The following is a 23,164-nucleotide window of genomic DNA, read 5'->3' on the forward strand; positions in this document are numbered from 1 at the left end:
GATAGAACGGGCCGGAGGCGAAAGCCTCCGGCCCGTCCCCTTTCCCCGAGACCGCAAATGCCTACAGAGTGGGCGGATGAGCCCTCACATGACCCCTGAGGAGTTCCGCCGCCACGGCAAGCAGGTCATCGACTGGATCGCGGACTACCTCGCCGGCATCGAGTCCCATCCCGTGGTGTCACAGGTCAAGCCGGGTGAGATCCGGCGCGCCCTGCCGTCACGGCCCCCCGAGCACGGGGAGCCGTTCGAGGCCGTGCTGTCGGACCTGGGGCGGATCCTGCTGCCCGGCATCACGCACTGGCAGCATCCCGGCTTCTTCGCCTACTTCCCCTCCAACGCCAGCGGCCCGGCCATCCTGGGCGACCTGCTGTCCAGCGGGCTGGGGGTGCAGGGCATGCTCTGGGTCACCAGCCCGGCGTGCACGGAGCTGGAGACGGTGGTGGTCGACTGGCTGGCGGGCCTGCTCGGCCTGCCGGACCACTTCCGCACCGACGGGGCGGGCGGCGGCGTCATCCAGGACTCGGCGTCGAGCGCCTGCCTGGTCGCGCTGCTGGCCGCGCTGCACCGGGCCGGCGACGGCCAGGTCACCTCGGACGGGATCACCCGCCGGTACACGATGTACGTGTCGTCCCAGACGCACTCGTCCCTGGAGCGGGCGGCACGCATCGCGGGCCTGGGCGCGCAGGGCGTACGCGTCGTGGACGTCGATCCCCGTACGCTCGCCATGGACCCCAGCCACCTGCGCACCCTCCTGGACCGGGACCGGGCGGCCGGCGCCGTCCCCGCCATGGTGTGCGCCACCGTCGGCACCACCTCCACCACCGCCATCGACCCGGTCCCCGCGATCGGCGAGGTGTGCGCGGAGCGCGGCGTCTGGCTGCACGTGGACGCCGCCTACGCCGGGGTCGCGGCGATCTGCCCGGAGTTCCGGCGGCTCAACGACGGCGTGGGCGAGTACGCCGACTCCTACGTCACCAACCCGCACAAGTGGCTCCTGACGAACTTCGACTGCACCGTCCTGTGGACCGCCGACCGCGCCCCGCTGCTCGCCGCTCTCTCGACCCTCCCCGAATACCTGCGCAACACCGCCACCACGACCGGCTCCGTCATCGACTACCGGGACTGGCAGGTGCCGCTGGGCCGCCGGTTCAGGGCGCTGAAGCTGTGGTCGGTGATCCGCTGGTACGGGGCCGAGGGGCTGCGCGCGCACATCCGCAAGGGCGTCGCGCTGGCGCAGGACCTGGCCTCGTGGATCTCCGCGGACCCCGGCTTCGAGCTGCACGAGCCGCACCCCCTCGGGCTCGTGTGCTTCCGCCCGCGGTGGCCGGGCCTGACGGCGGCCGAGGCGGACCGGGCCACGCTGCGGCTGATGGAGCTGCTCAACGCGAGCGGGTCGATGTACGTGACGCACACCAGGATCGGCGACCGGGTGGTGCTGCGGATGGCCGTCGGGGCCGCGATGACGGAGCGGCGGCACGTGGAGCAGGCGTGGGAGCACATCCGCTGGGAGCACGCGGCCCTGTCCGGCACCCTCCCCGCCGAGGACTGACGGCTGTCAGGGCCGGTAGCGCTCGACCAGCTCGGCGCCGATCCTGGCCAGCTCGGCCCTGACCTGCTCCGGCTCCACCACCTCCACCCGCGCGCCCCACCCGGCGAGCTGCTCGGCGATGGTCAACGCCATCGGGGCCGCCACCCGCACCCGGACCCGCCCGTCCGCCTCGGTTCCCAGGGTCCGGCAGTGACGCCCGAAGTGGTCGCGCAGGATGGGCAGGAGCCGGTCGGCGATGAGCACGGTCGCGGAGACCGTCGAGCGCCGCCGCTCCATCTCCTCCACGACCCCCTCCCAGGCCCGGGCCAGCTCGAAGTCGCCGGGCCGCTCGAACCCCTCCTCCGTCACCACGGCCTCGGCGATCCGGTCCACCCGGAACGTCCGCTGGCCGCGCTCGGTCCCCGCCAGCAGATACCAGACGTCGTCCTTGTCCACCAGCCCCCACGGATCGACGACCCGCTCGGTGCGTTCCCGGTCGCGGCGGCCCTCGTACACGAGCCGGACCCGGCGCCGCCGTACGGTGGCGCCCTGCAGGACCCGCACCAGCTCGGGCCGCTCCTTCTCCGGCTCGCCCCAGCGGGCCGGGTCGACCACCACCGCGCCGGCCGCGGCCTCCGCCTCCTCCCTGAACGTCTGGGGCAGCGCCCGCATCAGCTTGCGCAGCGCGGACCTGACCTCGGGAGCGGCCGGCGCGGCCGGGCCGGCCAGCAGGAACAGCGCCTGAGCCTCGTGCGCGGTGAGCCCGGTCAGATCGGTGCGCGCGCCGCCCAGCAGCGACCACCCCCCGCCCCGGCCCGCCTGCGGGTACACGGGGATGCCCGCGGCGGACAGCGCTTCGAGGTCGCGGCGCGCGGTGGCCACGGACACCTCCAGCTCCCCGGCCAGTTCCGCCGCGGTCACCCGGCCGCGCGCCTGCATCAGCAGCAGCGCGGCCACCAGTCGATCGGCTCTCATGTTTCCGATTCTCCCGGAAAAAGTGCTCATTTGATGAACACTTTCATCCCGCAAACTGTCCATGTAGCTCAACGGGAACGAGACGAGAGGTCACCGACATGCTGCGAGGATTCGCCACACTGACGTTCTGGGCCGCCGACCTGGAGGCCGCCAAGGCCTGGTACACCGAGTTCCTCGGCATCGAGCCGTACTACCAGAAGCCCGGCTACATCGAGTTCCGCATCGGCGACTACCAGCACGAGTTCGGCCTGATCGACGCCCGCTACGCCCCGCCCGGCGCGACCGACCGGCCCGCGGGCGCGGTCATGCACTGGCACGTGGACGACCTGGAGGCCACCCTGGAGCGGCTGCTCTCCATGGGCGCCAAGGAGTACCAGCCGATCACCCACCAGGGCGACGGGGAGGGGTTCGTCACCGCGTCGGTGGTGGATCCGTTCGGCAACATCCTGGGAATCATGCGCAACCCGCACTACCTGACCGTTCTCGGGGAGTGACGGGTCTGCCATCCTGGAGCCGTGTCCAGGCCGCGCATCCTGCTCACCGCCCCGCCCCGCACGGGCAAGACCACCGTCGTCCGCCGCCTCGCCGACCTCCTGCGGGCGGCGGGGGTGCCCGTCTGCGGCTTCCTCAGTGACGAGGTGCGCGAGCACGGGCGGCGGGCGGGGTTCACGGTGGAGGAGTTCGGCGGCCGCAAGGCCGTGATGGCCCACCTCTCGTGGGTGTCGGGTCCGCGGGTCGGCAGATACGGCGTCAACGTGCCCGCGTTCGAGCGCATCGCGCTGCCGGCCATGCAGCGGGCGCTGACCACGAAGGGCGCGGTGACGCTCATCGACGAGATCGGCCCGATGGAGCTGCTGTCCCCGGCCTTCCTGCCGCGCTGCGTGGCGCTCTTCGAGGCCGGCCTCCCGATCGTGGCCACCGTCCACCAGCGCACCCACCCGACGCTGAAGGCGCAGATCGAGGCCGAGCTGATCACCGTGACGCCGCAGAACCGCGACGACCTCCCGCGGGCCCTCGCCCGCCTGCTCGCCCCCTGACCCTCTGGGATGATCGGCTCCATGACACGGGGACGCCTCATCCTGCTCTGCGGCCTGCCGGGCTCCGGGAAGACGACGCTGGCCCGCCGCCTGGCGGCCGAGCTGCCCGCCGTCCGGCTGTGCCCGGACGAGTGGCTGGCGCACCTCGGCCTCGACCCGTACGACGACCCGGCGCGCGACCGGCTGGAGAAGCAGCTCTGGCGGCATGCCCAGGATTTGCTGCGGCTCGGCCACACCGTCGTCCTGGAGTACGGCTTCTGGGCCCGGGCGGAGCGCGACGAGCTGCGGCTGGCCGCCCGCGCCCTCGGCGCCGCCGTGGAGCTGCGCTATCTCGCGACCCCGATGGACGAGCTCCACCGCCGCCTGGCCACGCGCAACGAGGCCGGCTCCTGGGGCACCGTCCCGATCACCCCGGACCTGCTCGACGAGTGGGCGAAGCTGTTCGAGCCGCCGACGAAGGCGGAGCTGGCCCTGTTCGACCCGGTCACGAGCGGGCCGTGGAACGCGAACGGCGGCGCCCGGGAGGACACCGCCGCTGACTGAAGGGGTGGAGCTATGGGGATTCGAACCCCAGACCTCCTCCATGCCATGGAGGCGCGCTACCAACTGCGCCATAGCCCCTTGCGATCAACAAGTGTAACGGAGTCCCGGAGCCCTTGTGTCACGCCGAGGCTCCCGTGATACGTCTAGGTTTCATGTCGACCTTTGACGAGCACCGAAGCCTGCTGACGGGAGTGGCCTACCGGATCCTCGGTAGCGTCGCCGACGCCGAAGACGTCGTCCAGGAGGCGTGGCTGCGCTGGTCGGGGGTGGACGAGTCGACCGTCGACGAGCCCAAGGCATACCTGATCAGGGTGACCTCGCGGCTGGCCATCGACCGGCTGCGGTGGGCGAAGTCGCGGCGGGAGTCGTACATCGGGCCGTGGCTGCCCGAGCCGGTGAGCACCGCGCCCGACGTCGCCGAGCGCGCCGAGCTGGCCGACTCCGTGGAGATGGCGTTACTCGTCGTGCTGGAGACGCTGTCGCCGCTCGAACGGGCCGTGTTCGTGTTACGGGAGGCGTTCGACCTGCCGTTCTCGGAGATCGCGGAGATCATCGGGCGGGCCGAGCCGGCCACCAGGCAGCTCGCCCGGCGGGCGCGCGACCACGTGCACGAGCGGCGGCCGCGCTTCGACGTGGACCGGAAGGAGCGCCGGCGGATCACCGAGCGGTTCATCAGCGCCTCCGCCGACGGCGACCTCGACGGCCTGATCGAGCTGTTCGCCGACCAGGTGACGATGGTCAGCGACGGCGGCGGCAAGGCCAGGGCGGCGCTGCGGGTCATCACCGGCTCCGAGAACGTGAGCCGCTACCTCCTGTCGATCAACACCCCGGCGAACATCGCCAAGTTCATGGCCTCGATCGGCATGGCGGAGGTCGCCGGGATGTCGTTCGCGGTGGCGATGCTGAACAACGCTCCCGCCGTGGTCATCTCGGCCGACGGGCGGGTGATCAGCGTCCTGACGTTGCTCGTCGCGGACGGCAAGATCGAGACGATCTACCTGGTCGCCAACCCCGAGAAGATCGCCCACCTGAAGCCCGTCTGACCCGCGGCCCCGGCCGGGTCCAGCGGGCCCGGCACCGGGGTCAGGCGGCGCGGCGGGTCGGGATGCCGGCCTCGCGGACCAGGTCCGGCAGGTTCACCCCGGCGTCGCAGAGGATCCGGCCGACGCCGTTGGCGTAGTCGGCGAGCAGGCCCCACAGCAGCCGCTCGCCGGTGATCGGGCCCGGCCGCCACTGGGCCACCTCGATCACCTTCCTGGCGTGCATGGCCAGCGGGATCTGCCCCAGCGGCCCGTACAGGGTCACCCGCAGCGGGCGCACGCGGGAGCGGCGCAGCGTCCACCGCTCCGGCTCGTCCGTGCCGGCCCGGGTGCGGCGGTGCACCTCGGCCAGGTCGATGCCGAGCGTGGCCAGGAGCGACCCCGGGTCCGGCACGTCCACGCGCTCGCGCACGTCGGCCGCCGAGGCGGTGAAGGACGGCAGCGAGAACGGGCGCACCTCCGCCACCCCCAGCAGGATCACATCGGCGTCGAGGGCGGGCCGCCCGGCGTCGAGCGCCAGGATCCCCGCCCTGACCATCGCCCGGCGGGCGCCTTCCGTGTACCTGTCGAACATCACCTTCTCCTACCTCCCCGTCCTGCGAGCGTGCTTGCGGTGTGCCGACTGCCGGCGGACCCCCAGCGCGTCGGCGATCTGCTCCCACGACCACCCCTGGGCGCGGGCGTTCGACACGTGGACCGCCTCCAGCTCCTCCAGCAGGGCCCTGAGCGCGGCCACCGCCGCCAGCCCCACTCCCGGGTCGCGATCGGTGGCCGCCTCGGCCAGCTCGGTGACTTCCATGGTGTCAGCATGTGCTGACAAGCACCCGCTTGTCAACAGATGCTGACAGATGGATCCCTCAGGCGCGGCCCGTCCGCATGGTCAGGGTCGCGTCCTCCGGCGACAGCTGCAGCTCGACCGCGACCCCGGCCAGCTCAGCCGTATGCCCCACATGGGTGCCGCCGCACGGGATCGACGCCTCGCCTTCGGGCAGCGAGCAGTGCCACGTACGGCGGGCCGTCAGCCCCGGCCCCGGCACGTCCAGCCGGACCGGCGCGTCGGCGGCCACCCACGCCGCCAGCCGGTCGTTCACCCGCCGGGCCACCTTCGCCGGGTCCAGGTCCTCGCCGGAGAAGCCCTTCTTGCGCAGCGACTTGCCCAGGCGGTAGACGTCCACGCTGCCGTGCGGCACGATCCGCGAGGAGGTGATCGCCGCCTGGTCGAAGTCGGGGCTCCCGAGCGCGTCGGGCCGCGCCTCCTTGCGCCAGTGATCGGCCAGCGCCGCGTTGAGGGCGAGCGCGGCCAGGTGGCAGGCGGTGTGGCCGTAGCAGAGCGCCGCCCGGAAGGCCGGGTCGACTTCGAGGTCCACCTCGGCCCCCACCGGCAGCGGCGCCTCCGTCACGTGGACGACCAGCCACTCCCAGCCCTCGGTCCCGCGCCGCACGGGGATGGACTCGCCGAGGAAGACCTCGCCGGCGGTCGGTCCGGTCGTCGACTGGGCCCCTGTAACGCAGTCGACGACCGGCAGACCCCCGATCGTGCCGCGGTCCGCGGGCTGGTCGGGCCAGGTGTGGTCGAGGGGGTGGAAGGGTGTCTCGGCGGCGACGAGGCCGTGCCGCTCCCCCACCGGCACGGCCCCGACGATCTGGGAGCGGCCGCTGGTCAGGCCGCTCGGGAAGGTGACGACAGTGGATCTCACCCGGCCATTCTGGCAGCGGCCCGCTCGTCCTCCAGGTAGCGGTTGCGGCCGGCGTACAGGCCGGTGACGAGCTGCGCCACCAGCACGGCGAAGATCAGCACGTACGGCACCGCCCACCCGCCGGTCGCCTCCCGCAGCACGCCCACGAGCAGCGGGCCGACGCTGGAGATCAGGTAGCCGGCGCTCTGCCCGAACGCCGACAGCGCGGCCGTGGCCTCCGGAGTACGGGTGCGCAGCGCCAGCATCATCAGCGCCAGCGGGAACGACCCCATCCCCACGGCCACGAACACCACCCACACCATCGCCGTGGAGGGCGGCGCGAACCAGAGCCCGAGGAAGCCGACCGCGTAGAAGGCGACGAGCCCGGCCACGGCGGGCCGCTGGTCGCGGTAGCGGGAGGCGATCACGGGCACGAGGATCGAGACGGGGATGCTCAGCGCCGTGAACACGCCGAGCACCAGCCCGGCCTCCGAGGTGGTGTAACCGGCGTCGGTGAGGATCGTGGCGAGCCAGCCGAACATGATGTAGGCGATCATCGACTGGGTGCCGAAGTAGATCGCGATCATCCACGCCAGCTTGCTCCTGACCAGGCCGCGCAGGCTCGCGTCCCGGCCGCCCGTGTCCCGCTCCGGCTCACTGCGCAGCAGCGCAAGCCACGGAATGGCGGCCACGGCGGCCAGGGCCGCCCACACGCCGAGCGCGACGTGCCAGTCCCCCGACGCGCGCTCGATGGGCACGGTCGCGGCGGCGGCCAGCATGGTGCCCGCCGCCAGGGCCGTGGTGTAGACGGTGGTCATGATCCCGGTGTTCGCCGGGAAGTGACGCTTGATCAGCGTCGGGATGAGCACGTTGCCGACGGCGCCGCCGGACAGCGCGACCGCGCTGCTCAGCAGGAACACCGGGGCCGAGCCGACCATCGACCTGACGAGCAGCCCCGCGCCCAGCGTGACGAGGGCGAGCAGCAGCAGCCGGTGCTCGCCGACCCGCCGGGCCAGTGCCGGGGTGATGGCGCCTACACTGGCGAAGGCCAGCACGGGCAGCGTGGTGAGCAGCCCGGTGCCGGCGCTCGACATGCCGAGGCCGGCGGCGAGGTGGTCGAGCAGCGGGCCCACGCTGGTGACGGCGGTGCGCAGGTTGAGCGCGGCGAGGACGATTCCCAGCACGAGGAGCCAAGCCAGCGGGGTGGTTCTGCCTCGGGACTCTTGGGCGAGCACGCTCATGTCGGTGGTAGTCCTCCACTCATCAAATCATGGGACGAATCACCACCTTAACAGGACCGAAATATCCGTTTATTCCTGGTCATGGCAAAACCCCCGGCGATGGGATTCCGGGGGTCTTGCGCGCGCCCTGAACAGATCCGCCCTGATCAGAGGGCAGGCGCTCAGGGACGGCGCTCAGTGGACAGGGTCAGAGGACGGGCCGCGGGCCCTCGGGAGGCTCGCCGCCCGGAGGCACCGGACCGGGAGGCGGGAGCGTGCCGCCGGGCGGATAGTCGCCGCCGCCCACGGTCCCGGGCGGGACGGGCCGGTCGCTCTCGCCGTAGGAGGAGCCGCGCTGGTGCGGCCCCGGCACGTCGCCGCGCCAGCCGCCGGTCTCGCCGCCGCGCGACTCGATGAAGGTCTTGAAGCGCTTGAGGTCGCCGACGACCCGCATGCGTACGAGCTGCAGCCAGTCACCGGCGGTCTCGACGAAGCCCTCGGGGTCGTACTCCATCTGGAGCGTGATCCTGGTCCTGCTGTCGTCGAGCCGGTGGAAGGTCACCACACCGGCGTGGTGCGGCCGGTCCACGCTGCGCCAGGCGACGCGCTCGTCGGGGTGCTGCTCGGTGATCTCGGCCTCGAACTCGCGCCGGACGCCGGCGATCTCCGCCACCCACGCCGTACGCGTGTCGCCGATCTGCTTGACCGACTCCACGCCCTCCATGAACTCGGGAAAGCTCTCGAACTGCGTCCATTGGTTGTAGGCCGCCCTGATGGGGACCTCGACGTCTTCCGAATGTTCGATCGTGCTCATGGGGTCTGCCACTGCCCGGGCAGGGCGGGCGCTAACGCCTGCGCCGCAGCCAGAACAGGCCCACCAGAGGCAGCACGAGGGGGATGAACAGGTAACCCCTGCCGTACGCCGACCACACTGTCTCGTCGGGGAAGGCGGCCGGATCGAGGAGGCTGAGCGTGCCGATGATCAGCACGCCGGCCAGCTCGATGCCGAGCGCGACCAGCGCGAGGCGGCGGGCGCCGCGCCAGAGCGCGACGGTGAGCAGGATGTAGACCAGCGCCGCGAACGCCGACAGCGAGTACGCCAGCGGCGCCTCGGCGAACCTCCCGGCGATCTGCACGGCCGCCCGCGCCCCGGCGGCCAGCGAGAACAGCCCGTAGACCGCGATCAGCGCCCGCCCGGGCCCGGTCCCGATGGAGGTCGTCACGCCACGCCCTGCCAGATCTGCAGCACCCGGGCGTTCATCACGGCGATCGCGAACCCGGCCACGGCCAGGATCCCCGACCCCCATCTGCTCCGCTCGGCCAGCGCCAGGAACACCCCGGCGGGCGGGATCAGCACCTGCCCGCCGATGTAGCCGAACAGCGTGACCTTGTCGGCGGGCCCCTCGCCGCCCGACACGGCCGCGATCACGAAGCCCGCCTGCACCAGCACGGCCACTTCGAGCAGGCCGAAGCCGACCAGCAGCACCATGCCCATCGGCCGGTTGCGGATCGCGACGATCAGGCTCACCAGCATCAGCAGCAGCGAGCCGGCGATGACGATCGTGGAGACGGTGGTGTTCATCGGGGGTAAGGCTATCGCCCGGGCGTGTCGCCCCCGAGAACGGCCGTCACCCTCGCCGGTGGGCCTCGATCCCGTCCAGCACCCAGTTGAGCCCGCGCTCGAAGTTGTCGTCCGCGCCCGGCACGCCCTGCTCGATCATCGGCGCCAGCCGGGGGAACTCACCGCTCTCGACCAGCTCCCTGATGTACGGCTGCGCCACCGCGGCCCGCTCGGCGTCGTTGACCCCCTGTTCCCTGGGCGCCCCCCGCTCCTGCGCCTCCCTGACCACGAACCCGGTCATGTAGTCGTTGAACACCGCCAGGAACCGCCAGGCCGTCAGCCGGTCGACCCCGAGCCCGTCGAACGCGGCCAGCTTCTGCTCCACGTGCCGCAGCCCGTTGGGCCCGATGTCCACCCGCTGCGAGATCAGCTCGACCCGCCACGGATGCCGCCGCACCAGCTCGCGCTCGCGCCGGGCGAGCAGCAGCAGCGCCTCGCGCCAGTCGCCGGGCAGCGGCCCCTCGACGAGCGTCTCGGCGGCGATCTCGTCGGCCATCAGGGCGAGCAGGTCCTCCTTGCGCTCGATGTAGGAGTACAGCGTCATCGCCCGGGCGTCCAGCTCGGCGGCCACGCGCCTGATGGAGACCGCGGCCAGCCCCTCGGCGTCGGCGACGGCGATGGCGGCGGCCACGATCGCCTCCCTGGTCAGCACGGGGCGGCGGGGCGGCGAGGGTCTCGACCAAACGGAACTCACGGCTCCGATTCTAGACAGCGTACGAAAGTGTTACGCTGTACGATATGCGATACGGCGTACGAACTCCCCTCGGGGCCACGGGCCTGGTCGTCCTCCTGGGCGTCGTCATGACGATGCTCGACACCACGATCGTCAACGTCGCGCTCGGCACCCTGGCCCGCGACTTCCACACGACGCTCGCCACCATGCAGTGGGCCGTCACCGGCTACCTGCTGGCCCTGTCGATGACGGTTCCCGTCACCGGCTGGGCGGCGGGCAGGTTCGGCGGCCGGAACGTCTGGCTCGTCTCGCTCGTGCTGTTCATCGCGGGCTCCGCGCTCAGCGCCGCCGCCTGGTCGGTCGCGAGCCTGGTCGTCTTCCGCGCCGTCCAGGGGCTGGGTGGCGGGCTGCTCCTGCCGGTCGGCCAGATGATGCTGGCCCAGGCGGCGGGCAAGGAGCGGATGGGCCGCGCGATGGCCCTGATCTCGATGCCCGCGATGCTGGCGCCCGTGCTCGGGCCGCCGCTCGGCGGGGTGGTCGTGGAGACCCTCGGCTGGCGGTGGCTGTTCCTGATCAACGTGCCGATCTGCGCCGTGGCGCTGGTGGCGGCGTTCGTGCTGCTGCCCCCCGCGACGGGCGCCGGCGCCCAGGGCCTCGACGTGCTCGGCCTGGCCCTGCTCTCCCCCGGCCTGGCCGCGCTGGTCTACGGGCTCTCCGAGGTGGGCAACGGGGCCTCGCTCCTGCATCCGGCGCTGTGGCTGGGCCTGGCGCTGCTGGCCGCGTTCGCGGTGCGGGCCCTGCGGGGCCCCGGGACGCTGCTGGACCTGCGGCTGTTCGGCGACCGCACGTTCGCCGCGGCGGTGGCGGCGCTCGTGTGCTACTCGGCCGCGATGTTCGGCTTCACCGTGCTCGTCCCGCTCTACAGCCAGCTCGCCGAGGGCGGCGACGCGCTGGACGCCGGGTTGCTGCTGGCGCCGATGGGGATCGGCGCGGCGATCACGATGCCCCTCGCGGGCAAGCTCACCGACAGCAAGGGACCACGCGGCACCGGAGCGGCCGGCGTGGTCGTGGCGGTGGCCGGGATCGTGGCGTTCGTGCTGCTCGGCGGGGGTCCGATCCCGATGTTCGTGCTCGGGCTCGGGCACGGGCTGGTGTCGACGTCGGTGATGGCGGCGGCGTTCAGGACGCTGGAGCGGGCCGAGATCCCGGGGGCCACCACGCTGAGCACGATCGCGGTGCGCCTCGCCTCGCCGTTCGGCGTCGCGGTCCTGGCCGTGCTGCTGGAGGTGTTCACCAGGGCCGGGGTTGCGCGGCCGTTCACGTACGCGTTCTGGGTCGTGGTCGCGCTGGCGGTCGTCTCGCTGGTGCCCATCGCGCTCATAGGATCGAAGACGTGCAGAAGATCCTCGTCAGCGCCTGCCTGATGGGCCGCAAGGTGCGCTACGACGGCGGCGCGAAGACCAGCTCCGACGCCTGGCTCGCCGGGTGGCGGGAGGAGGGGCGGCTGGTGCCGTTCTGCCCGGAGGTGGAGGGCGGGCTGCCGATCCCCCGTCCCGCCGCCGAGATCGAGGGCGGCGCGGGCGGGGCGGCCGTCCTGTCCGGCACCGCCCGCGTGCTGGCGACGGACGGCTCCGACGTGACGGCCGAGTTCCTGGCGGGCGCGCGGGCCGCGCTCGAGGTCGCGCGCTCCCAGGGGATCCGGATGGCGGTGCTGAAGGAGGGCAGCCCCTCGTGCGGCGCCCTGTCGATCTACGACGGCAGCTTCCAGGGGCGGCGAGCCCCGGGGCAGGGCGTCACGACGGCCCTGCTGGAGCAGCACGGGATCCGCGTGTTCAGCGAGGAGCGGCTGCCCGAGGCGGCCGGCTATCTGCGCACCCTGGAGACGTAGAAGGCGCCGATCAGCCCGGCGGCCAGCACGACGGCCATCGTGCTGTGATACCAGTTGAGCAACGCGCTCGCCGCGCCCCCGCTGTCGCCGAAGGCCAGGGCCAGGATCCCCATCAACACGCCGCCCAGCGCGGCCGCGTGCGCGTAGATCACGCCGTCCCACGCCCACGCCCGCCCGGCGAGCGCGCCGTACGCCCCGGCGGCGGTGGCCACGGCGCACAGCGTCTCGACGACGGCGGCCGGCACGATGACGGGTTCGCGCACCGGGCCGAACGCGATCCCGGCGTGCAGCAGCGCGAACGAGAGGAAGACCAGGGCGTAGAGCGCCAAGAGCCCGCCCAGTGCCCTGCGGAGTGCGTCCATGCCCTCCACGCTGCCACTCCGCGCGGGCTGTCGAATCGTCCCTAGGGAGATCCCTCCGCTACGCCGTCCGGCGTAGGCAGCAGCCGTCTCACCAGGCGGATCGTCTCGTCGATCGTCACCTGGGCGTCCTGGTCCGACTCGCACGCGGCCACCTCGCGGCCCGCCTCGCCCATCATGGTGGTGAGCAGCACCACGAGAACCTGGCTCTCCCGCGTGTCCGCCAGGCCCAGCAGGCGCTTGTTGCCGCCGATCCAGTTCCAGCCGCGCTGCCTGCGCAGGGTGGTGAACTCGATGGGCCCGTCGCTCTCCAGGAACAGCCGGGCCACCTCGCGCTGCTCCCACGACCCTTCCAGGTACGCGCGGGCGCCGGCCAGGAACCGCTCGGCGGTGCCCTCGACCGCCTTGGCCGCCTTCGAGGTGCGCTCCTCCTGGCCGTGCATGAACTGCTCCCACAGCGCCAGGAACAGGCCGGGCTTGCCGCCGAAGTGGTGGTACAGGCTGCCCACGCTGATCCCGGACGCCTCCACGATGTCGGCGACGGTGGCCTCGGCGTACCCCTTGGCCAGGAAGACGTCGCGGGCCGCGCGCAGCAGGGTGTCGCGGGTGCCGCTGGAACGGCTCCAGCGCCGGCTCCTCATCAGTACTCCCAGGTGTCGGTGCGCTGCTCGTGACTGATGCAGAACACGCCCGTCCCGTGCTCGCCCTTGACCAGGTCCACCCGGATCCAGCCGTCGGCGCGGGCGACCTTGGCGGTGTAGCCGCCGACCGGGGTGGCCGAGACCAGGCGGCAGCCCTCCGGGCCGAGCGTGAACGCCACCTCGCCGCCCTTCACCGTCACCACCTTGAGCTGCTTTCCCGACGTCGAGCTCGGGGTGGGGGGCGGACTTGGTGTCGGCTTCGGGGTCGTTTTCGGATTTATCGGCTTTTTTGTGGTCTTCACGGTACGGCGGGGCGCCGGCGTGACCGGCACCCGCGAATTGACGTCCGCCGCGACGGTCTGCGCGAGAAACGGTTCCACGTTCACGTCGTCCACGAACTCGTTACGCAGCACTCCGCGCACGCCGAACCACGAGACCGACACGGCGACCACGGTGGCCCCGCACCAGATCGCCGCATATTTCATGGCTCGACGCATGAGAGGAATTATGTACGCCCCCGGTACGGTTGGGGCGCATGGCGACGGTTCTCGTAGTCGAAGACGACGAATTCGTCAGATCGGCGATCATTCACGAGCTGGGCCGGCGGCAGCACGCCGTCCGCAGTGTCGGCTGCGCCCTGGACGCGCTCAGGGAGATCTCGCAGGCCCCTCCGGACGCCGTCATCCTGGACCTCGGCCTGCCCGACCTGGACGGCTCCGAGGCGCTGCGCATGGTCCGCGGCATCTCGGACGTGCCGGTCATCGTGGCCACCGCCCGCGACGACGAGGCCGAGATCGTCCGGCTGCTGCGCGCGGGCGCCGACGACTATCTGGTCAAGCCGTTCTCCGGCGACCATCTCAGCGCCCGGCTGGACGCCGTGCTGCGCCGGGCCAGGTCCGCGCCCGAGCCCCGCACGCTGCGGGTCGGCGGCCTGGTCGTGGACGTGGACCGGCGCGAGGCCGCGCTCGACGGCGGGCCGCTCGTGCTGACCAGGCGGGAGTTCGACCTGCTGGCCTACCTCGCCGCCCGCGCCGACCGGGTCGTCACCCGCAAGGAGTTGCTGTCCGAGGTCTGGCGGCAGGCCTACGGCGACGACCAGACGATCGACGTGCACCTGTCGTGGCTGCGGCGCAAGCTCGGCGAGAGCGCTTCCCGGCCCCGCTACCTGCACACCGTGCGCGGCGTCGGGTTCATGCTGTCGGCGCCCCGATGAGCCGGGCGCGATGAGGAGGACCCTGGCGGTGCTGATGGTCGCCGTCACCTCGATGGTGGCGCTGGCCTTCCTGGTGCCGCTCGCGCTGATCGTCAGGGAGACCGCGCAGACCAGGGCCGTGGCGGACGCCGAGCGGCAGGCCTCGGCACTGGTGCCGGTGCTCGCGCTGACCACCGGGGGCGACGACCTCGGGCACGCGATGGCGCGTACGGAGGCGGGCCGGCACGGGCGGCTGGCCATCCACGTCAAGGGCGGGGCGACGGTGGGCACCTCGCGGGCGCCCGCCGCCGAGGTGGCCGGCGCCGCCGCGCAGACCAGGGCGAGCACGGTCGAGCTGGACGGCGGATACGTGCTGCTGCGGCCCGTGGCGCTGGACGGTGACCGGAGCGCGGTGATCGAGGTGTTCGTCCCCGCCGACGAGCTCAACCGGGGCGTCCTCACCTCGTGGGCGGTGCTGACCGGGGTGGCCGTGGTGCTCGTGCTCGGCTCCGTGCTGGTGGGCGACCGCCTCGGGGCCCGCGTCGTACGCGCCGCGCGCCGGCTCGGCACGGCCGCCACCGCGCTCGGATCCGGCGACCTGAGCGAGCGCATCCACCCCGACGGGCCGCGCGAGCTCAAGGCGGCGGCGACCGCGTTCAACTCCATGGCCAACCGGGTCACCCACCTCCTGGCAGCCGAGCGGGAGCTGGCCGCCGACCTCTCCCACCGGCTGCGCACGCCGCTCACCGCGCTCAAGCTCAGCCTGGACCAGCTCGGACCCGAGGCGGAGCCGAGCAGGCAGGCGCTGGGCAGGCTGGAGGGCGAGGTCACCACGATCATCTCCGCGGCCCGGCGGCCGTCGCGGGCGGCCCAGTCGTACGGCGGGTCGTTCGGCGGGTCGTTCGGGGCCTCGTGCGACGCCGCCGAGGTGCTGCGCGAGCGGCTGGCGTTCTGGTCGGCGCTGGCCGAGGACCAGGGGCGGCCGTGGCAGCTGGTCGGGGCCACGCTGCCGGTGCGGGCGCCCGTACCGGCCGGGGAGCTGACGGCGGTGGTGGACGCGCTGCTCGGGAACGTGTTCCGGCACACGGCGGAGGGGACCGCGTTCAGCGTCACGCTGCACGAGGGCCGCGATACGGTCGGCATCCTGGTCGCCGACGCCGGGCCGGGCATCCGGGACCCGGAGGCGGCGCTGGAGCGGGGGGCCAGCGGGAGCGGGTCCACGGGGCTCGGGCTGGACATCACGCGGCGGCTGGCCGAGTCGACCGGTGGGGTGCTGCGGCTCGACCGGTCGTCGCTGGGCGGGGCTCAGGTGCAGGTCTGGTTGCGCCTTGAAAAGGCATCTAAGACAGCCTTAAAGGACGCTTAAGCCCGATATTTCGGCTGTTGCGGTGCTCCAAGGTGGTCTGCATGCAGATCAACCGCAAGGCGCTCGTCGCCACCACCCTGGCCACCCCCACGCTGCTCGTGCTGGCGCTCACCCCCGGCACGGCCTCCGCGCACGGCACCATGAGCAACCCGCCCAGCCGCACGATGGTCTGCTACAGCGAGGGCCCGGAGAGCCCGAAGTCGGCCGCGTGCAAGCAGGCGGTGGCGACCGGCGGCACCCAGCCCCTGTACGACTGGAACGAGGTCAACATCGCCGACGCGGCGGGCCGGCACCGCGAGATCATCCCGGACGGCAAGCTGTGCAGCGCGGGCCGCGACAAGTACCGCGGCTTCGACCAGGCGCGGGCCGACTGGCCGGCGACGACCATGACGAGCGGCGCCTCCCACGCCTTCAAGTACCGGGCGACCGCGCCGCACAAGGGCGCCTTCGAGCTGTACCTCACCAAGGACGGCTACGACCCGGCCAAGCCGCTGAAGTGGTCGGACCTGGAGGCCAGGCCGTTCCACACCGTGCAGAACCCCACCGTGGCCAACGGCTACTACACGATGACGGCGAAGCTGCCGTCCCGCCAGGGCCGGCACCTGATCTACGCGATCTGGCAGCGCAGCGACAGCCCCGAGGCGTTCTACTCCTGCTCGGACGTGCTCTTCGGGCAGAGCAACCCCTCCCCCGCGCCGACGCCCACCGGCACGCCGACGGCGACCCCGAAGCCCACTCCCCCCTCCACCGCCACCCCGAAGCCCACCGCGACCGCCACGACGCGGCCTCCGGGCGACGGCGGCGGCTCCCTGGCGGCCGTCAACGCGGGCGTCGGCGTGTCCCCGGCCACCGCCGTGCTGGGCGGCCAGGTGAAGGTGACCGCCGTCTGCGGCGGCTCCCAGGTGCGTGACGTCACCTCGAACGCCTTCTCCACGGCGCGGAACCAGCCCGGCGTCCCGACGGTCGCGTGGTCGCCGACGCTGAAGGCGGCCCGGGCCGGGACGCACGCCGTGACCGTACGCTGCAAGAACGGCGGCGTCGCCCGGACCGCGATCAACGTGGGCTGATCGGGAAATCCACCCGACCGCATTTTCGGAAACTTTCTCATACCATCGCGAGTCGTACAGGTGGGGCGCGTAGCAAGACGGGGGATTCATGGGAGATTTCCCGATGACGCGCCAGGGGGCCCGATTTCATCGGAAACGGGGAAAGGGACTCGACAATGCCTGTCGACCTGAACAACGAACGACCCCTGGCCTGGGACTCGGCCACGCTCGACGCGGACACCAAGGCGATGCTGGACAATCTGCAGCCGAACATCCTGCGCGCGCACGTCCGTGAACACCTTTCCGTACTGTTCGTCCGGTTCAACGATGTGGCCGAGGGCAAGGCATTTCTGCGCCGCATCGCGACCACGAAGATGAAGTCGGCACGCAAGCACCTGGAAGAAGTACGCGATTTCGCCGCCGGCCGCCGGCGCGGGACGCCGTACGTGGGCATCGGCATCAGCAAGGCCGGCTACCGCGACCTGGGCCACACGGTCGAGGACGTGCGCAAGTTCGGCGACCCGGTCTTCCGCGACGGCATGAAGCGCCGGGTCGGCCTGGTCGAGGACCCGCCGGTGGAGCAGTGGGAGCGCACCTACCAGCGGGAGATCCACGCCGTCATCCTGATCGGCGACGCGGAGCCCGGCCCGGTGGCCGCGCTGCGCGAGGAGATCCTCGGCGACCTGCCGGAGAGCGCCCGGCTGCTCGGCGAGGAGAGCGGCCGGGGCATGCGCAACCCGGCCGGCGAGGGCATCGAGCACTTCGGCTACGTGGACGGCCGCAGCCAGCCGCTGTTCCTGAAGGACGAGGTGGACAAGGAGCCGAAGAAGCACTGGGACCCGGCGTTCCCGCTGAGCAACGTCCTGGTGCCCGACCCGTTCGCACCGAACCCCGCCCGTCACCACGGCAGCTACCTGGTGTTCAGGAAGCTGGAGCAGAACGTACGGGCGTTCAAGGAGATCGAGCGGGACCTGGCCGACGGCCTGGGCCTGTCCGGGACCGACCGCGACCGGGCGGGCGCCATGCTCGTCGGCCGCTTCAAGGACGGCACCCCCTTGACGCTCAAGCCCAAGGCGACCGGCGGGCCGGTGGACAACGACTTCACCTTCGAGGCGGACGACGGCTCCAAGTGCCCGTTCAGCGGCCACGTCAGGAAGACCAACCCGCGCTCGTTCGGGCGCGAGGTGCTGATGGCCAGGCGCGGGCAGACGTACGGCGAGCGCACCGACGACCCGTGGGACGACTCCGCGCCCGAGGACCGGCCGAGCGGGGAGGTCGGGCTGCTGTTCATGGCGTTCAACGGCAGCCTGCTCGACCAGTTCGAGTTCACGCAGCAGAGCTGGGCGGACAACCCCGACTTCGAGGTGCCGGCAACCGGTCACGACCCGGTCATCGGGCAGGGTGATCGCGACATCAAGGTGAGCTTCCCCAAGGCGTGGGGCAAGCCGGAGATGTCCGTCCCGCAGGCTCAGGTGGCCCAGACGGTCACGATGAGGGGCGGCGAGTACTTCTTCGCGCCGTCCCTGGCCTACCTGCGCAACCTGTAGGGGCCCCGCTGGGGGCGGCGCGCCCCCAGCGGTTCACCCCCGTCATGTGGCCTGCTCCCCCGCCTGCCCGCCCGAGATGCCGAGGGCGCCGCTGACCAGCCGCTCCCTCAGCGTCGCGGGCAGGCGGGGGAGCAGGCCGCTGCCGGGCCGTCACCGCGCTGATGTCGATCAGCCGGCCGTTGCCCGCCCGCAGCGGCGGCAGGAACGCCTGGGTGACGAAGGTGAGCCCGATGCTCGGCCCTGGCCACCGAGGAGCCCCCGCATGAGCAGAAGGATGTACGCCTGATTCAGCCCGCCGGAGGAGGCAGGCGCCTGCCCGCAATCGGGATGATTCCCTCATGACGCTCGCACTGCTGCTCACCCTCGCGGCCCTGGCGGTGGTCGACAGCACCAGCTTCGGCACCCTCGGTATCCCCATCTACCTGCTGCTGTCCTCGGACCGGTCGAGGAGCTCCAGGTTGCTGATCTACCTGGCCACCGTGGCGGTCTTCTACTTCCTGGTGGGGGTGGCGCTCATGCTGGGGCTGGCCACGGCGATGGACGCCTTCGGCGACGTGCTGCGCAGCCGGCCCGCGTACATCGTGCAACTGGTCCTGGGAGTGGGGCTGTTCGCGCTGAGCTTCCGGTTCGACCCGAAGCGGCGGGCGAAGCTGGGCAAGCCGGAGCGCACGTTCGAGCCGCGGGTGGGCGGGCCCCGGGTGATGGTGCTGCTGGGGCTGACCGCCGGGGTGCTGGAGGTGGCGACGATGCTGCCGTACCTGGCCGCGATCGGCATCATGACGACCTCCGGGCTGGCGACGGCGCAGTGGCTGCCGGTGCTGGCGGCGTACGTGCTGATCATGATCCTGCCGCCGCTGGCGCTCATGGGGCTGCGCGCGGCGGCCGGGGGCCGGCTGGAGCCGAAGCTGGAGCGGCTGCGGGCCTGGATCAGCAAGCACTCGGCGTCGATGCTGAGCTGGGCACTGGCCATCGTCGGGTTCCTGCTGGCCCGGGACGCGGCCGTCTACCTCTTCTTTTAGCGTCTTTCAGGCGCTTGCAAGCGGGATGATCGATAATGCGGCGCATGCCCCGGTTACTCGTGGTCATCCTGATGGTTCTGTCCCCCCTGGCCCTCCCCTCCGCGGCGATGGCCCGCGAACCCGCCGGTCAGCTCGTGGTGCTGCTGGACGTCTCCGGCTCGATGGAGGAGAGCGACGGCTCCGGCTCGACCCGGATCGCCGCCGCCCGCAAGGCACTCGACGGCATGGTGGCCGCGGCGCCGGAGGGCGCGCTGGTGGGGCTGCGCTCGTACGGCGGAGGTTGCCAGGACACCGAGCTCCACATGCGCCCCTCCCCGCTGGACCGCGACCGCTTCAAGAGCGAGGTGGCCGGTCTGCGCCCCCAAGGCGACACGCCCATCGCGTACGCGCTGAAGCAGGCGGCCAAGGACTTCACCTCCGACGGCCAGAAGACGATCCTGCTCGTCTCCGACGGTGAGGAGACGTGCGGCGGCGACCCGGTCGCCACCGCGCGCAAGCTGGCCGGGCAGGGCATCGGCGTACGGGTGGACGTCGTCGGCTTCCGGGTCGGGAACGCCACGCGGAACCAGCTCGTCCGGATCTCCAAGGCCGGCGGCGGCAGCTACGCCGACGCCCAGAACGGCGACGAGCTGGCGGGGCGCATGCGCCGGCTGGCCCAGCGCGCGCTCCGGGGCCAGTCACCAGTGGGCATCCCGGTCAACGGCACCGCCGACCGGGCGTCCGCCCTGGTGCTGAAGCCCGGCGCGTACCTGGACGAGATGCCGCCCGGCCCCGACGTCAAGCGGCACTATGCCTTCGACCTGCCCGCCGGCGCCACCGCCTACGTCGGGCTGCGCATCGGCGTCACCGCCCCGCCGGGCGCCAGGGCGCTCATCGGCGAGAGCCTGGCCATCTGGCCGCAGAGCGGCTCCGGCCCCTGCAGCACCCGGGACTTCCTGACCGACCTGCCCACCGGCGGCAGCGCGTTCGTGGTCGGGCAGGGACAGATCACCGAGGGCTCCGGGCCCTGCGAGGCGGCGGGCCGCTTCACGATCGAGGTGACCAACAAGGGCGACCAGGTCCGCGGCTCCACCGCGCCGCTGGAGCTCAATCTGGTCATCGAGCCGCCCGCCACCGACGTCGCCGCCCTCCCCGGGCCGGCCACGGGGATGGAGACCGTCGAACCGCAGGTGGCGCAGGCCGAGCCGGTGCCCGTGACGGGCAGCGGCTCGTACGGTGACGGCCCCGTGCTGGCGGACGGCCGCTACACCGACACCGTGATCCCCGGCGAGGAGGCGTACTTCCGGGTGCCGCTCAACTACGGGCAGCGCCTGGCCTACCGGATCGAGGTGCCCGCCCTGCCGGAGGCCGACCGCGCCGCGCTGGACGGCGCCCGGCTCCAGCTGTCGAGCTCCATCCTGAGCCCGGAGAACCCCCGAGTGCTCGGCGGCGGCGGCGACCAGGCCTGGCGGGTGACGCTCGGCGATCAGCCGCAGTCGTTCACCGGCACGTCGGTGCCCGTGAACTACCGCAACCGCGAGTCGGGCCAGGACCACGTCAAGGACACCACGCTGCCCGGCTACTACAAGCTGTGGGTGCGGCTGTTCACCGACCGGGGGAACCCGTACGTCGAGGTGCCCGTGACGCTGACCGTGGACGTGCAGGGCGAGCCCGCGGGCGTGCCCACGTACGCCGACGCCATGGGCTACGGGCCGCCCGACCGCCAGCAGGGCCTGTCCCTCACGCCCGAGGCGCGGATCGTGACCCCGAGCCCGTCCGCCACCGCATCGCCACCGCCGTCGTCCGGCCCGCCCTCCTCCGCGCCCGCCACCACGGCGGTCGCGACCGGCTCCCCCGGCTCCTCCGGAGTCCTCCCGCTGCTCCTCGCGCTGGCCACGGCCGCGCTCGCCGTGGTCACGGCCTTCGCGATCTGGATGGTCCGGCGCGGGCGCGGCCCCTCCGGCGGCTGACGGAAGGGCGCCCTTAGGATCAGATCTCCGGGGGGAGATCTGTCATGTTGCGGGCGTTCCTGAGGACCGAGGCGGGCAGCACGAGCGTGCTGCTCGTCGCCACCGTGCTGGCCCTGCTGTGGGCGAACTCGCCGTGGGCCCACACCTACGAGGCGTTCTGGCACACGCCGATGGGGATCTCCTTCGGGGACGCCCTGTTCACGCTGGACCTGCGGCACTGGGTCAACGACGGCCTGATGACCGTCTTCTTCTTCCTCATCGGGCTCGAGGTCTCCTACGAGGTGCGGCTCGGGCAGCTCAGAGACCGGCGGCTGATCGCGGTGCCGGCCGTGGCGGCGCTCGGCGGGATGCTCGTGCCGGCCGGCCTCTACCTGCTGCTCAACTTCGGCGGGCCGGGAGCCGGCGGCTGGGGTGTGCCGATCGCCACCGACACCGCGTTCGTGCTGGGCGTGCTCGCCGTGGTGGGGGCCCGGTGTCCCGATCCGCTGCGGGCGTTCCTGCTGACGCTGGCCATCGTGGACGACGTCCTGGCCATCATGATCATCGCGCTGTTCTACACCGCCAGCCTGTCCGTGCCCGCGCTGCTCATCGCGGCACTGCTGCTGGCGGCCATCATGACGCTGCGGTGGCTGAAGATCTGGCGGGCGCCGGCGTACATCGTGCTGGGGTTCGGGCTCTGGGTGGCCACGCTGGAGAGCGGGATCCACCCCACGCTGGTCGGCATCGCGCTGGGGATCCTCGTCTTCGTGTACGCCCCCACCGACCAGAAGCTGCTGCTCGCCGGGGAAGCCGTGCAGGAGTTCACCAGCGAGCCCAGCGCGCTGGCCGCCAGGGAGGCCGCGCGGCGGGTCCAGCGGGCCGTCTCCGTGAACGAGCGGCTGCAACTGCGGCTGCACCCGTGGACCAGCTACGTGATCGTGCCCGTCTTCGCGCTGGCCAACGCCGGGGTGAGCCTCGACCCCGAGACCCTGCGCGCGGCCGCCACCTCCCCCGTCGCCATCGGCGTGGCGCTGGGGCTGCTGCTGGGCAAGTTCGTGGGGATCTCGCTGGGCACCTGGCTGCCGCTGCGGTTCGGGTGGGGGATCCTGCCCGGGAACCTGGTGTGGGGGCAGTTGCTGGGCGGGGCCGCGGTGTCGGGGATCGGGTTCACGGTGGCGCTGTTCATCGTGGACCTGGCCTTCGACGACCAGGCCCTGCACGACCAGGCGAAGATCGGGATCCTGGCCGGGTCGCTGCTGGCCGCCGTGCTGGGCTGGGTGATCTTCCGGATGGCGTGGGACCGGGGCGGGGTGTGCGCGCCGCCCGAGGCCGAGCCCGCCGAGGAACTGCCCACGATCCTGGCCGTGCCGGTGGGGCCGGACGACCACGTGCGCGGTCCCGCGGACGCCCGGGTGACGATCGTCGAGTACGGCGACTTCGAGTGCCCGTACTGCGGGCGGCTGCACCCGATCCTGGAGGAGATCCTCAGGCGCAACCCGGACGTGCGGCTGGTGTTCCGGCACTTCCCGCTGCGGACCCTGCACCCCCGGGCGGCCTCGGCCGCCGTCGTGTCGGAGGCCGCCTCCGACCGGGGCCGGTTCTGGGAGATGCACGACATCCTCTACGACAACCAGCGTTTCCTCACCGACGCCGACCTGGAGCACTACGCCGCCGAGCTGGACGTCGACCCGTGGTCGGCGGTGCCGCGGCACGTCTCCAGGATCGCGGTCGACGAGGTGTCCGGCCGCGACAGCGGCGTGCGCGGCACGCCCACCCTCTTCCTGAACGGCGTGCGCTACGAGGGCGGTCATGACCTCGACTCGATCACCCGTGCGGTGGAAGAAGCCCGGCAGTCCGCGTAGCGT

26 protein-coding genes and 1 tRNA gene are annotated in these 23,164 nt (G+C 72.3%); 14 read left to right on the forward strand and 13 right to left on the reverse strand.

The window, feature by feature from the left end; genetic code table 11:
- Positions 1–76: 76 nt before the first annotated feature.
- The gene (locus tag AB0J69_RS05835; RefSeq protein ID WP_364113283.1) at positions 77–1,549 is read left to right on the forward strand and encodes a pyridoxal-dependent decarboxylase; all 1,473 of its coding nucleotides are present in this window, start codon (positions 77–79) and stop codon (positions 1,547–1,549) included.
- 6 nt (positions 1,550–1,555) lie between these two features.
- On the opposite strand, the gene AB0J69_RS05840 is transcribed toward AB0J69_RS05835, so the two are convergent.
- Positions 1,556–2,503 carry a WYL domain-containing protein gene (locus AB0J69_RS05840; protein WP_364113285.1) on the reverse strand — a complete coding sequence of 316 codons (948 nt, stop codon included), beginning with the start codon at positions 2,501–2,503 and terminating at the stop codon, positions 1,556–1,558.
- Positions 2,504–2,601: 98 nt separating this feature from the next.
- On the opposite strand from AB0J69_RS05840, the gene AB0J69_RS05845 reads away from it, so the two are divergent.
- From AB0J69_RS05845 to AB0J69_RS05855, 3 genes are read left to right on the forward strand one after another with little or no spacing between them, the layout of a single operon-like run.
- Positions 2,602–2,997, forward strand: a complete 396-nt coding sequence (locus AB0J69_RS05845; RefSeq protein WP_364113287.1) for a VOC family protein — start codon at positions 2,602–2,604, stop codon at positions 2,995–2,997.
- A 21-nt stretch (positions 2,998–3,018) separates the two neighbouring features.
- A complete protein-coding gene (locus AB0J69_RS05850) occupies positions 3,019–3,540 on the forward strand; it encodes a nucleoside-triphosphatase (RefSeq protein ID WP_364113289.1) in 522 nt (173 codons plus the stop codon).
- A 21-nt stretch (positions 3,541–3,561) separates the two neighbouring features.
- Positions 3,562–4,083, forward strand: coding sequence for an AAA family ATPase (locus AB0J69_RS05855; RefSeq protein WP_364113291.1), 522 nt, complete (start codon positions 3,562–3,564; stop codon positions 4,081–4,083).
- 5 nt (positions 4,084–4,088) lie between these two features.
- On the opposite strand, the gene AB0J69_RS05860 is transcribed toward AB0J69_RS05855, so the two are convergent.
- Positions 4,089–4,161, reverse strand: a tRNA-Ala gene (locus AB0J69_RS05860).
- A gap of 74 nt (positions 4,162–4,235) precedes the next feature.
- On the opposite strand from AB0J69_RS05860, the gene AB0J69_RS05865 reads away from it, so the two are divergent.
- Positions 4,236–5,126, forward strand: coding sequence for an RNA polymerase sigma-70 factor (locus tag AB0J69_RS05865; protein WP_364113293.1), 891 nt, complete (start codon positions 4,236–4,238; stop codon positions 5,124–5,126).
- Between the two features lie 40 nt (positions 5,127–5,166).
- On the opposite strand, the gene AB0J69_RS05870 is transcribed toward AB0J69_RS05865, so the two are convergent.
- The 8 genes from AB0J69_RS05870 to AB0J69_RS05905 all read right to left on the reverse strand — a co-directional run bounded on the left by AB0J69_RS05870 (position 5,167) and on the right by AB0J69_RS05905 (position 10,334).
- On the reverse strand, positions 5,167–5,697 hold the full coding sequence (locus AB0J69_RS05870; RefSeq protein WP_364113295.1) for a hypothetical protein: 531 nt from the start codon (positions 5,695–5,697) through the stop codon (positions 5,167–5,169).
- Between the two features lie 9 nt (positions 5,698–5,706).
- The gene (locus AB0J69_RS05875) at positions 5,707–5,922 is read right to left on the reverse strand and encodes a helix-turn-helix domain-containing protein (protein WP_364113297.1); all 216 of its coding nucleotides are present in this window, start codon (positions 5,920–5,922) and stop codon (positions 5,707–5,709) included.
- A 58-nt stretch (positions 5,923–5,980) separates the two neighbouring features.
- The gene (locus AB0J69_RS05880; RefSeq protein WP_364113299.1) at positions 5,981–6,820 is read right to left on the reverse strand and encodes a metal-dependent hydrolase; all 840 of its coding nucleotides are present in this window, start codon (positions 6,818–6,820) and stop codon (positions 5,981–5,983) included.
- Positions 6,817–7,983 carry an MFS transporter gene (locus AB0J69_RS05885; protein ID WP_364113301.1) on the reverse strand — a complete coding sequence of 389 codons (1,167 nt, stop codon included), beginning with the start codon at positions 7,981–7,983 and terminating at the stop codon, positions 6,817–6,819. The genes AB0J69_RS05880 and AB0J69_RS05885 overlap by 4 nt, the downstream gene beginning before the upstream one ends.
- Positions 7,984–8,227: 244 nt before the next feature.
- Positions 8,228–8,833 carry an SRPBCC family protein gene (locus AB0J69_RS05890; RefSeq protein ID WP_364113303.1) on the reverse strand — a complete coding sequence of 202 codons (606 nt, stop codon included), beginning with the start codon at positions 8,831–8,833 and terminating at the stop codon, positions 8,228–8,230.
- Positions 8,834–8,864: 31 nt separating this feature from the next.
- Positions 8,865–9,242, reverse strand: coding sequence for a hypothetical protein (locus AB0J69_RS05895; protein ID WP_364113305.1), 378 nt, complete (start codon positions 9,240–9,242; stop codon positions 8,865–8,867).
- Positions 9,239–9,601, reverse strand: a complete 363-nt coding sequence (locus tag AB0J69_RS05900; RefSeq protein WP_364113307.1) for a hypothetical protein — start codon at positions 9,599–9,601, stop codon at positions 9,239–9,241. The genes AB0J69_RS05895 and AB0J69_RS05900 overlap by 4 nt, the downstream gene beginning before the upstream one ends.
- A 46-nt stretch (positions 9,602–9,647) precedes the next feature.
- Positions 9,648–10,334: a TetR/AcrR family transcriptional regulator C-terminal domain-containing protein gene (locus AB0J69_RS05905; RefSeq protein ID WP_364113309.1), complete on the reverse strand. Its 687-nt coding sequence runs from the start codon at positions 10,332–10,334 to the stop codon at positions 9,648–9,650.
- 44 nt (positions 10,335–10,378) lie between these two features.
- Between AB0J69_RS05905 and AB0J69_RS05910 the strand changes: the two genes are divergently transcribed.
- Positions 10,379–11,737, forward strand: coding sequence for a DHA2 family efflux MFS transporter permease subunit (locus tag AB0J69_RS05910; protein WP_364113311.1), 1,359 nt, complete (start codon positions 10,379–10,381; stop codon positions 11,735–11,737).
- Positions 11,707–12,201 (forward strand): DUF523 domain-containing protein, encoded by a 495-nt coding sequence (locus tag AB0J69_RS05915; protein WP_364113313.1) that lies wholly within the window; start codon positions 11,707–11,709, stop codon positions 12,199–12,201. The genes AB0J69_RS05910 and AB0J69_RS05915 overlap by 31 nt, the downstream gene beginning before the upstream one ends.
- Here the strand turns inward: AB0J69_RS05915 and AB0J69_RS05920 are convergent.
- Genes AB0J69_RS05920 through AB0J69_RS05930 form a run of 3 tightly spaced genes read right to left on the reverse strand, consistent with a single transcriptional unit; the run spans position 12,177 to position 13,698 of the window.
- On the reverse strand, positions 12,177–12,563 hold the full coding sequence (locus AB0J69_RS05920) for a hypothetical protein (RefSeq protein WP_364113315.1): 387 nt from the start codon (positions 12,561–12,563) through the stop codon (positions 12,177–12,179). The genes AB0J69_RS05915 and AB0J69_RS05920 overlap by 25 nt on opposite strands.
- A gap of 41 nt (positions 12,564–12,604) precedes the next feature.
- On the reverse strand, positions 12,605–13,201 hold the full coding sequence (locus tag AB0J69_RS05925; protein WP_364113317.1) for a helix-turn-helix domain-containing protein: 597 nt from the start codon (positions 13,199–13,201) through the stop codon (positions 12,605–12,607).
- Positions 13,201–13,698, reverse strand: a complete 498-nt coding sequence (locus AB0J69_RS05930; RefSeq protein WP_364113319.1) for a hypothetical protein — start codon at positions 13,696–13,698, stop codon at positions 13,201–13,203. The genes AB0J69_RS05925 and AB0J69_RS05930 overlap by 1 nt, the downstream gene beginning before the upstream one ends.
- Positions 13,699–13,736: 38 nt before the next feature.
- Here AB0J69_RS05930 and AB0J69_RS05935 point away from each other — a divergent pair, with 38 nt between their 5' ends.
- The 7 genes from AB0J69_RS05935 to nhaA all read left to right on the forward strand — a co-directional run bounded on the left by AB0J69_RS05935 (position 13,737) and on the right by nhaA (position 23,161).
- Positions 13,737–14,414, forward strand: coding sequence for a response regulator transcription factor (locus AB0J69_RS05935; protein ID WP_364113321.1), 678 nt, complete (start codon positions 13,737–13,739; stop codon positions 14,412–14,414).
- A 10-nt stretch (positions 14,415–14,424) separates the two neighbouring features.
- Positions 14,425–15,759 carry a HAMP domain-containing sensor histidine kinase gene (locus tag AB0J69_RS05940; protein ID WP_364113323.1) on the forward strand — a complete coding sequence of 445 codons (1,335 nt, stop codon included), beginning with the start codon at positions 14,425–14,427 and terminating at the stop codon, positions 15,757–15,759.
- Positions 15,760–15,800: 41 nt separating this feature from the next.
- Positions 15,801–16,826 (forward strand): lytic polysaccharide monooxygenase, encoded by a 1,026-nt coding sequence (locus AB0J69_RS05945; RefSeq protein ID WP_364113325.1) that lies wholly within the window; start codon positions 15,801–15,803, stop codon positions 16,824–16,826.
- Positions 16,827–16,981: 155 nt separating this feature from the next.
- Positions 16,982–18,352, forward strand: a complete 1,371-nt coding sequence (locus tag AB0J69_RS05950; RefSeq protein WP_364113327.1) for a Dyp-type peroxidase — start codon at positions 16,982–16,984, stop codon at positions 18,350–18,352.
- Between the two features lie 338 nt (positions 18,353–18,690).
- On the forward strand, positions 18,691–19,371 hold the full coding sequence (locus AB0J69_RS05955; protein WP_364113329.1) for a GAP family protein: 681 nt from the start codon (positions 18,691–18,693) through the stop codon (positions 19,369–19,371).
- A gap of 44 nt (positions 19,372–19,415) precedes the next feature.
- Positions 19,416–21,320: a VWA domain-containing protein gene (locus tag AB0J69_RS05960; protein WP_364113331.1), complete on the forward strand. Its 1,905-nt coding sequence runs from the start codon at positions 19,416–19,418 to the stop codon at positions 21,318–21,320.
- Positions 21,321–21,364: 44 nt separating this feature from the next.
- Entirely contained in the window at positions 21,365–23,161 is a 1,797-nt protein-coding gene (gene nhaA / locus AB0J69_RS05965) for a Na+/H+ antiporter NhaA (RefSeq protein ID WP_364113333.1), read from the forward strand.
- Positions 23,162–23,164: the final 3 nt, after the last annotated feature.

Source organism: Nonomuraea sp. NPDC049709, from assembly GCF_040674815.1.
Lineage (GTDB): Bacteria > Actinomycetota > Actinomycetes > Streptosporangiales > Streptosporangiaceae > Nonomuraea.

What these genes read in the sequence shown, in the direction of transcription:
- AB0J69_RS05930 (WP_364113319.1), bottom strand. Translation starts at nt 13,698, where the DNA reads ATGCGTCGAGCCATGAAATATGCGGCGATCTGGTGCGGGGCCACCGTG.
- AB0J69_RS05950 (WP_364113327.1), top strand. Translation starts at nt 16,982, where the DNA reads ATGCCTGTCGACCTGAACAACGAACGACCCCTGGCCTGGGACTCGGCC.
- AB0J69_RS05955 (WP_364113329.1), top strand. Translation starts at nt 18,691, where the DNA reads ATGACGCTCGCACTGCTGCTCACCCTCGCGGCCCTGGCGGTGGTCGAC.
- AB0J69_RS05940 (WP_364113323.1), top strand. Translation starts at nt 14,425, where the DNA reads ATGAGGAGGACCCTGGCGGTGCTGATGGTCGCCGTCACCTCGATGGTG.
- AB0J69_RS05840 (WP_364113285.1), bottom strand. Translation starts at nt 2,503, where the DNA reads ATGAGAGCCGATCGACTGGTGGCCGCGCTGCTGCTGATGCAGGCGCGC.
- AB0J69_RS05925 (WP_364113317.1), bottom strand. Translation starts at nt 13,201, where the DNA reads ATGAGGAGCCGGCGCTGGAGCCGTTCCAGCGGCACCCGCGACACCCTG.
- AB0J69_RS05935 (WP_364113321.1), top strand. Translation starts at nt 13,737, where the DNA reads ATGGCGACGGTTCTCGTAGTCGAAGACGACGAATTCGTCAGATCGGCG.
- AB0J69_RS05870 (WP_364113295.1), bottom strand. Translation starts at nt 5,697, where the DNA reads ATGTTCGACAGGTACACGGAAGGCGCCCGCCGGGCGATGGTCAGGGCG.
- AB0J69_RS05890 (WP_364113303.1), bottom strand. Translation starts at nt 8,833, where the DNA reads ATGAGCACGATCGAACATTCGGAAGACGTCGAGGTCCCCATCAGGGCG.
- AB0J69_RS05855 (WP_364113291.1), top strand. Translation starts at nt 3,562, where the DNA reads ATGACACGGGGACGCCTCATCCTGCTCTGCGGCCTGCCGGGCTCCGGG.
- AB0J69_RS05835 (WP_364113283.1), top strand. Translation starts at nt 77, where the DNA reads ATGAGCCCTCACATGACCCCTGAGGAGTTCCGCCGCCACGGCAAGCAG.
- nhaA (WP_364113333.1), top strand. Translation starts at nt 21,365, where the DNA reads ATGTTGCGGGCGTTCCTGAGGACCGAGGCGGGCAGCACGAGCGTGCTG.
- AB0J69_RS05920 (WP_364113315.1), bottom strand. Translation starts at nt 12,563, where the DNA reads ATGGACGCACTCCGCAGGGCACTGGGCGGGCTCTTGGCGCTCTACGCC.
- AB0J69_RS05875 (WP_364113297.1), bottom strand. Translation starts at nt 5,922, where the DNA reads ATGGAAGTCACCGAGCTGGCCGAGGCGGCCACCGATCGCGACCCGGGA.
- AB0J69_RS05960 (WP_364113331.1), top strand. Translation starts at nt 19,416, where the DNA reads ATGCCCCGGTTACTCGTGGTCATCCTGATGGTTCTGTCCCCCCTGGCC.
- AB0J69_RS05900 (WP_364113307.1), bottom strand. Translation starts at nt 9,601, where the DNA reads ATGAACACCACCGTCTCCACGATCGTCATCGCCGGCTCGCTGCTGCTG.
- AB0J69_RS05945 (WP_364113325.1), top strand. Translation starts at nt 15,801, where the DNA reads ATGCAGATCAACCGCAAGGCGCTCGTCGCCACCACCCTGGCCACCCCC.
- AB0J69_RS05910 (WP_364113311.1), top strand. Translation starts at nt 10,379, where the DNA reads ATGCGATACGGCGTACGAACTCCCCTCGGGGCCACGGGCCTGGTCGTC.
- AB0J69_RS05865 (WP_364113293.1), top strand. Translation starts at nt 4,236, where the DNA reads ATGTCGACCTTTGACGAGCACCGAAGCCTGCTGACGGGAGTGGCCTAC.
- AB0J69_RS05845 (WP_364113287.1), top strand. Translation starts at nt 2,602, where the DNA reads ATGCTGCGAGGATTCGCCACACTGACGTTCTGGGCCGCCGACCTGGAG.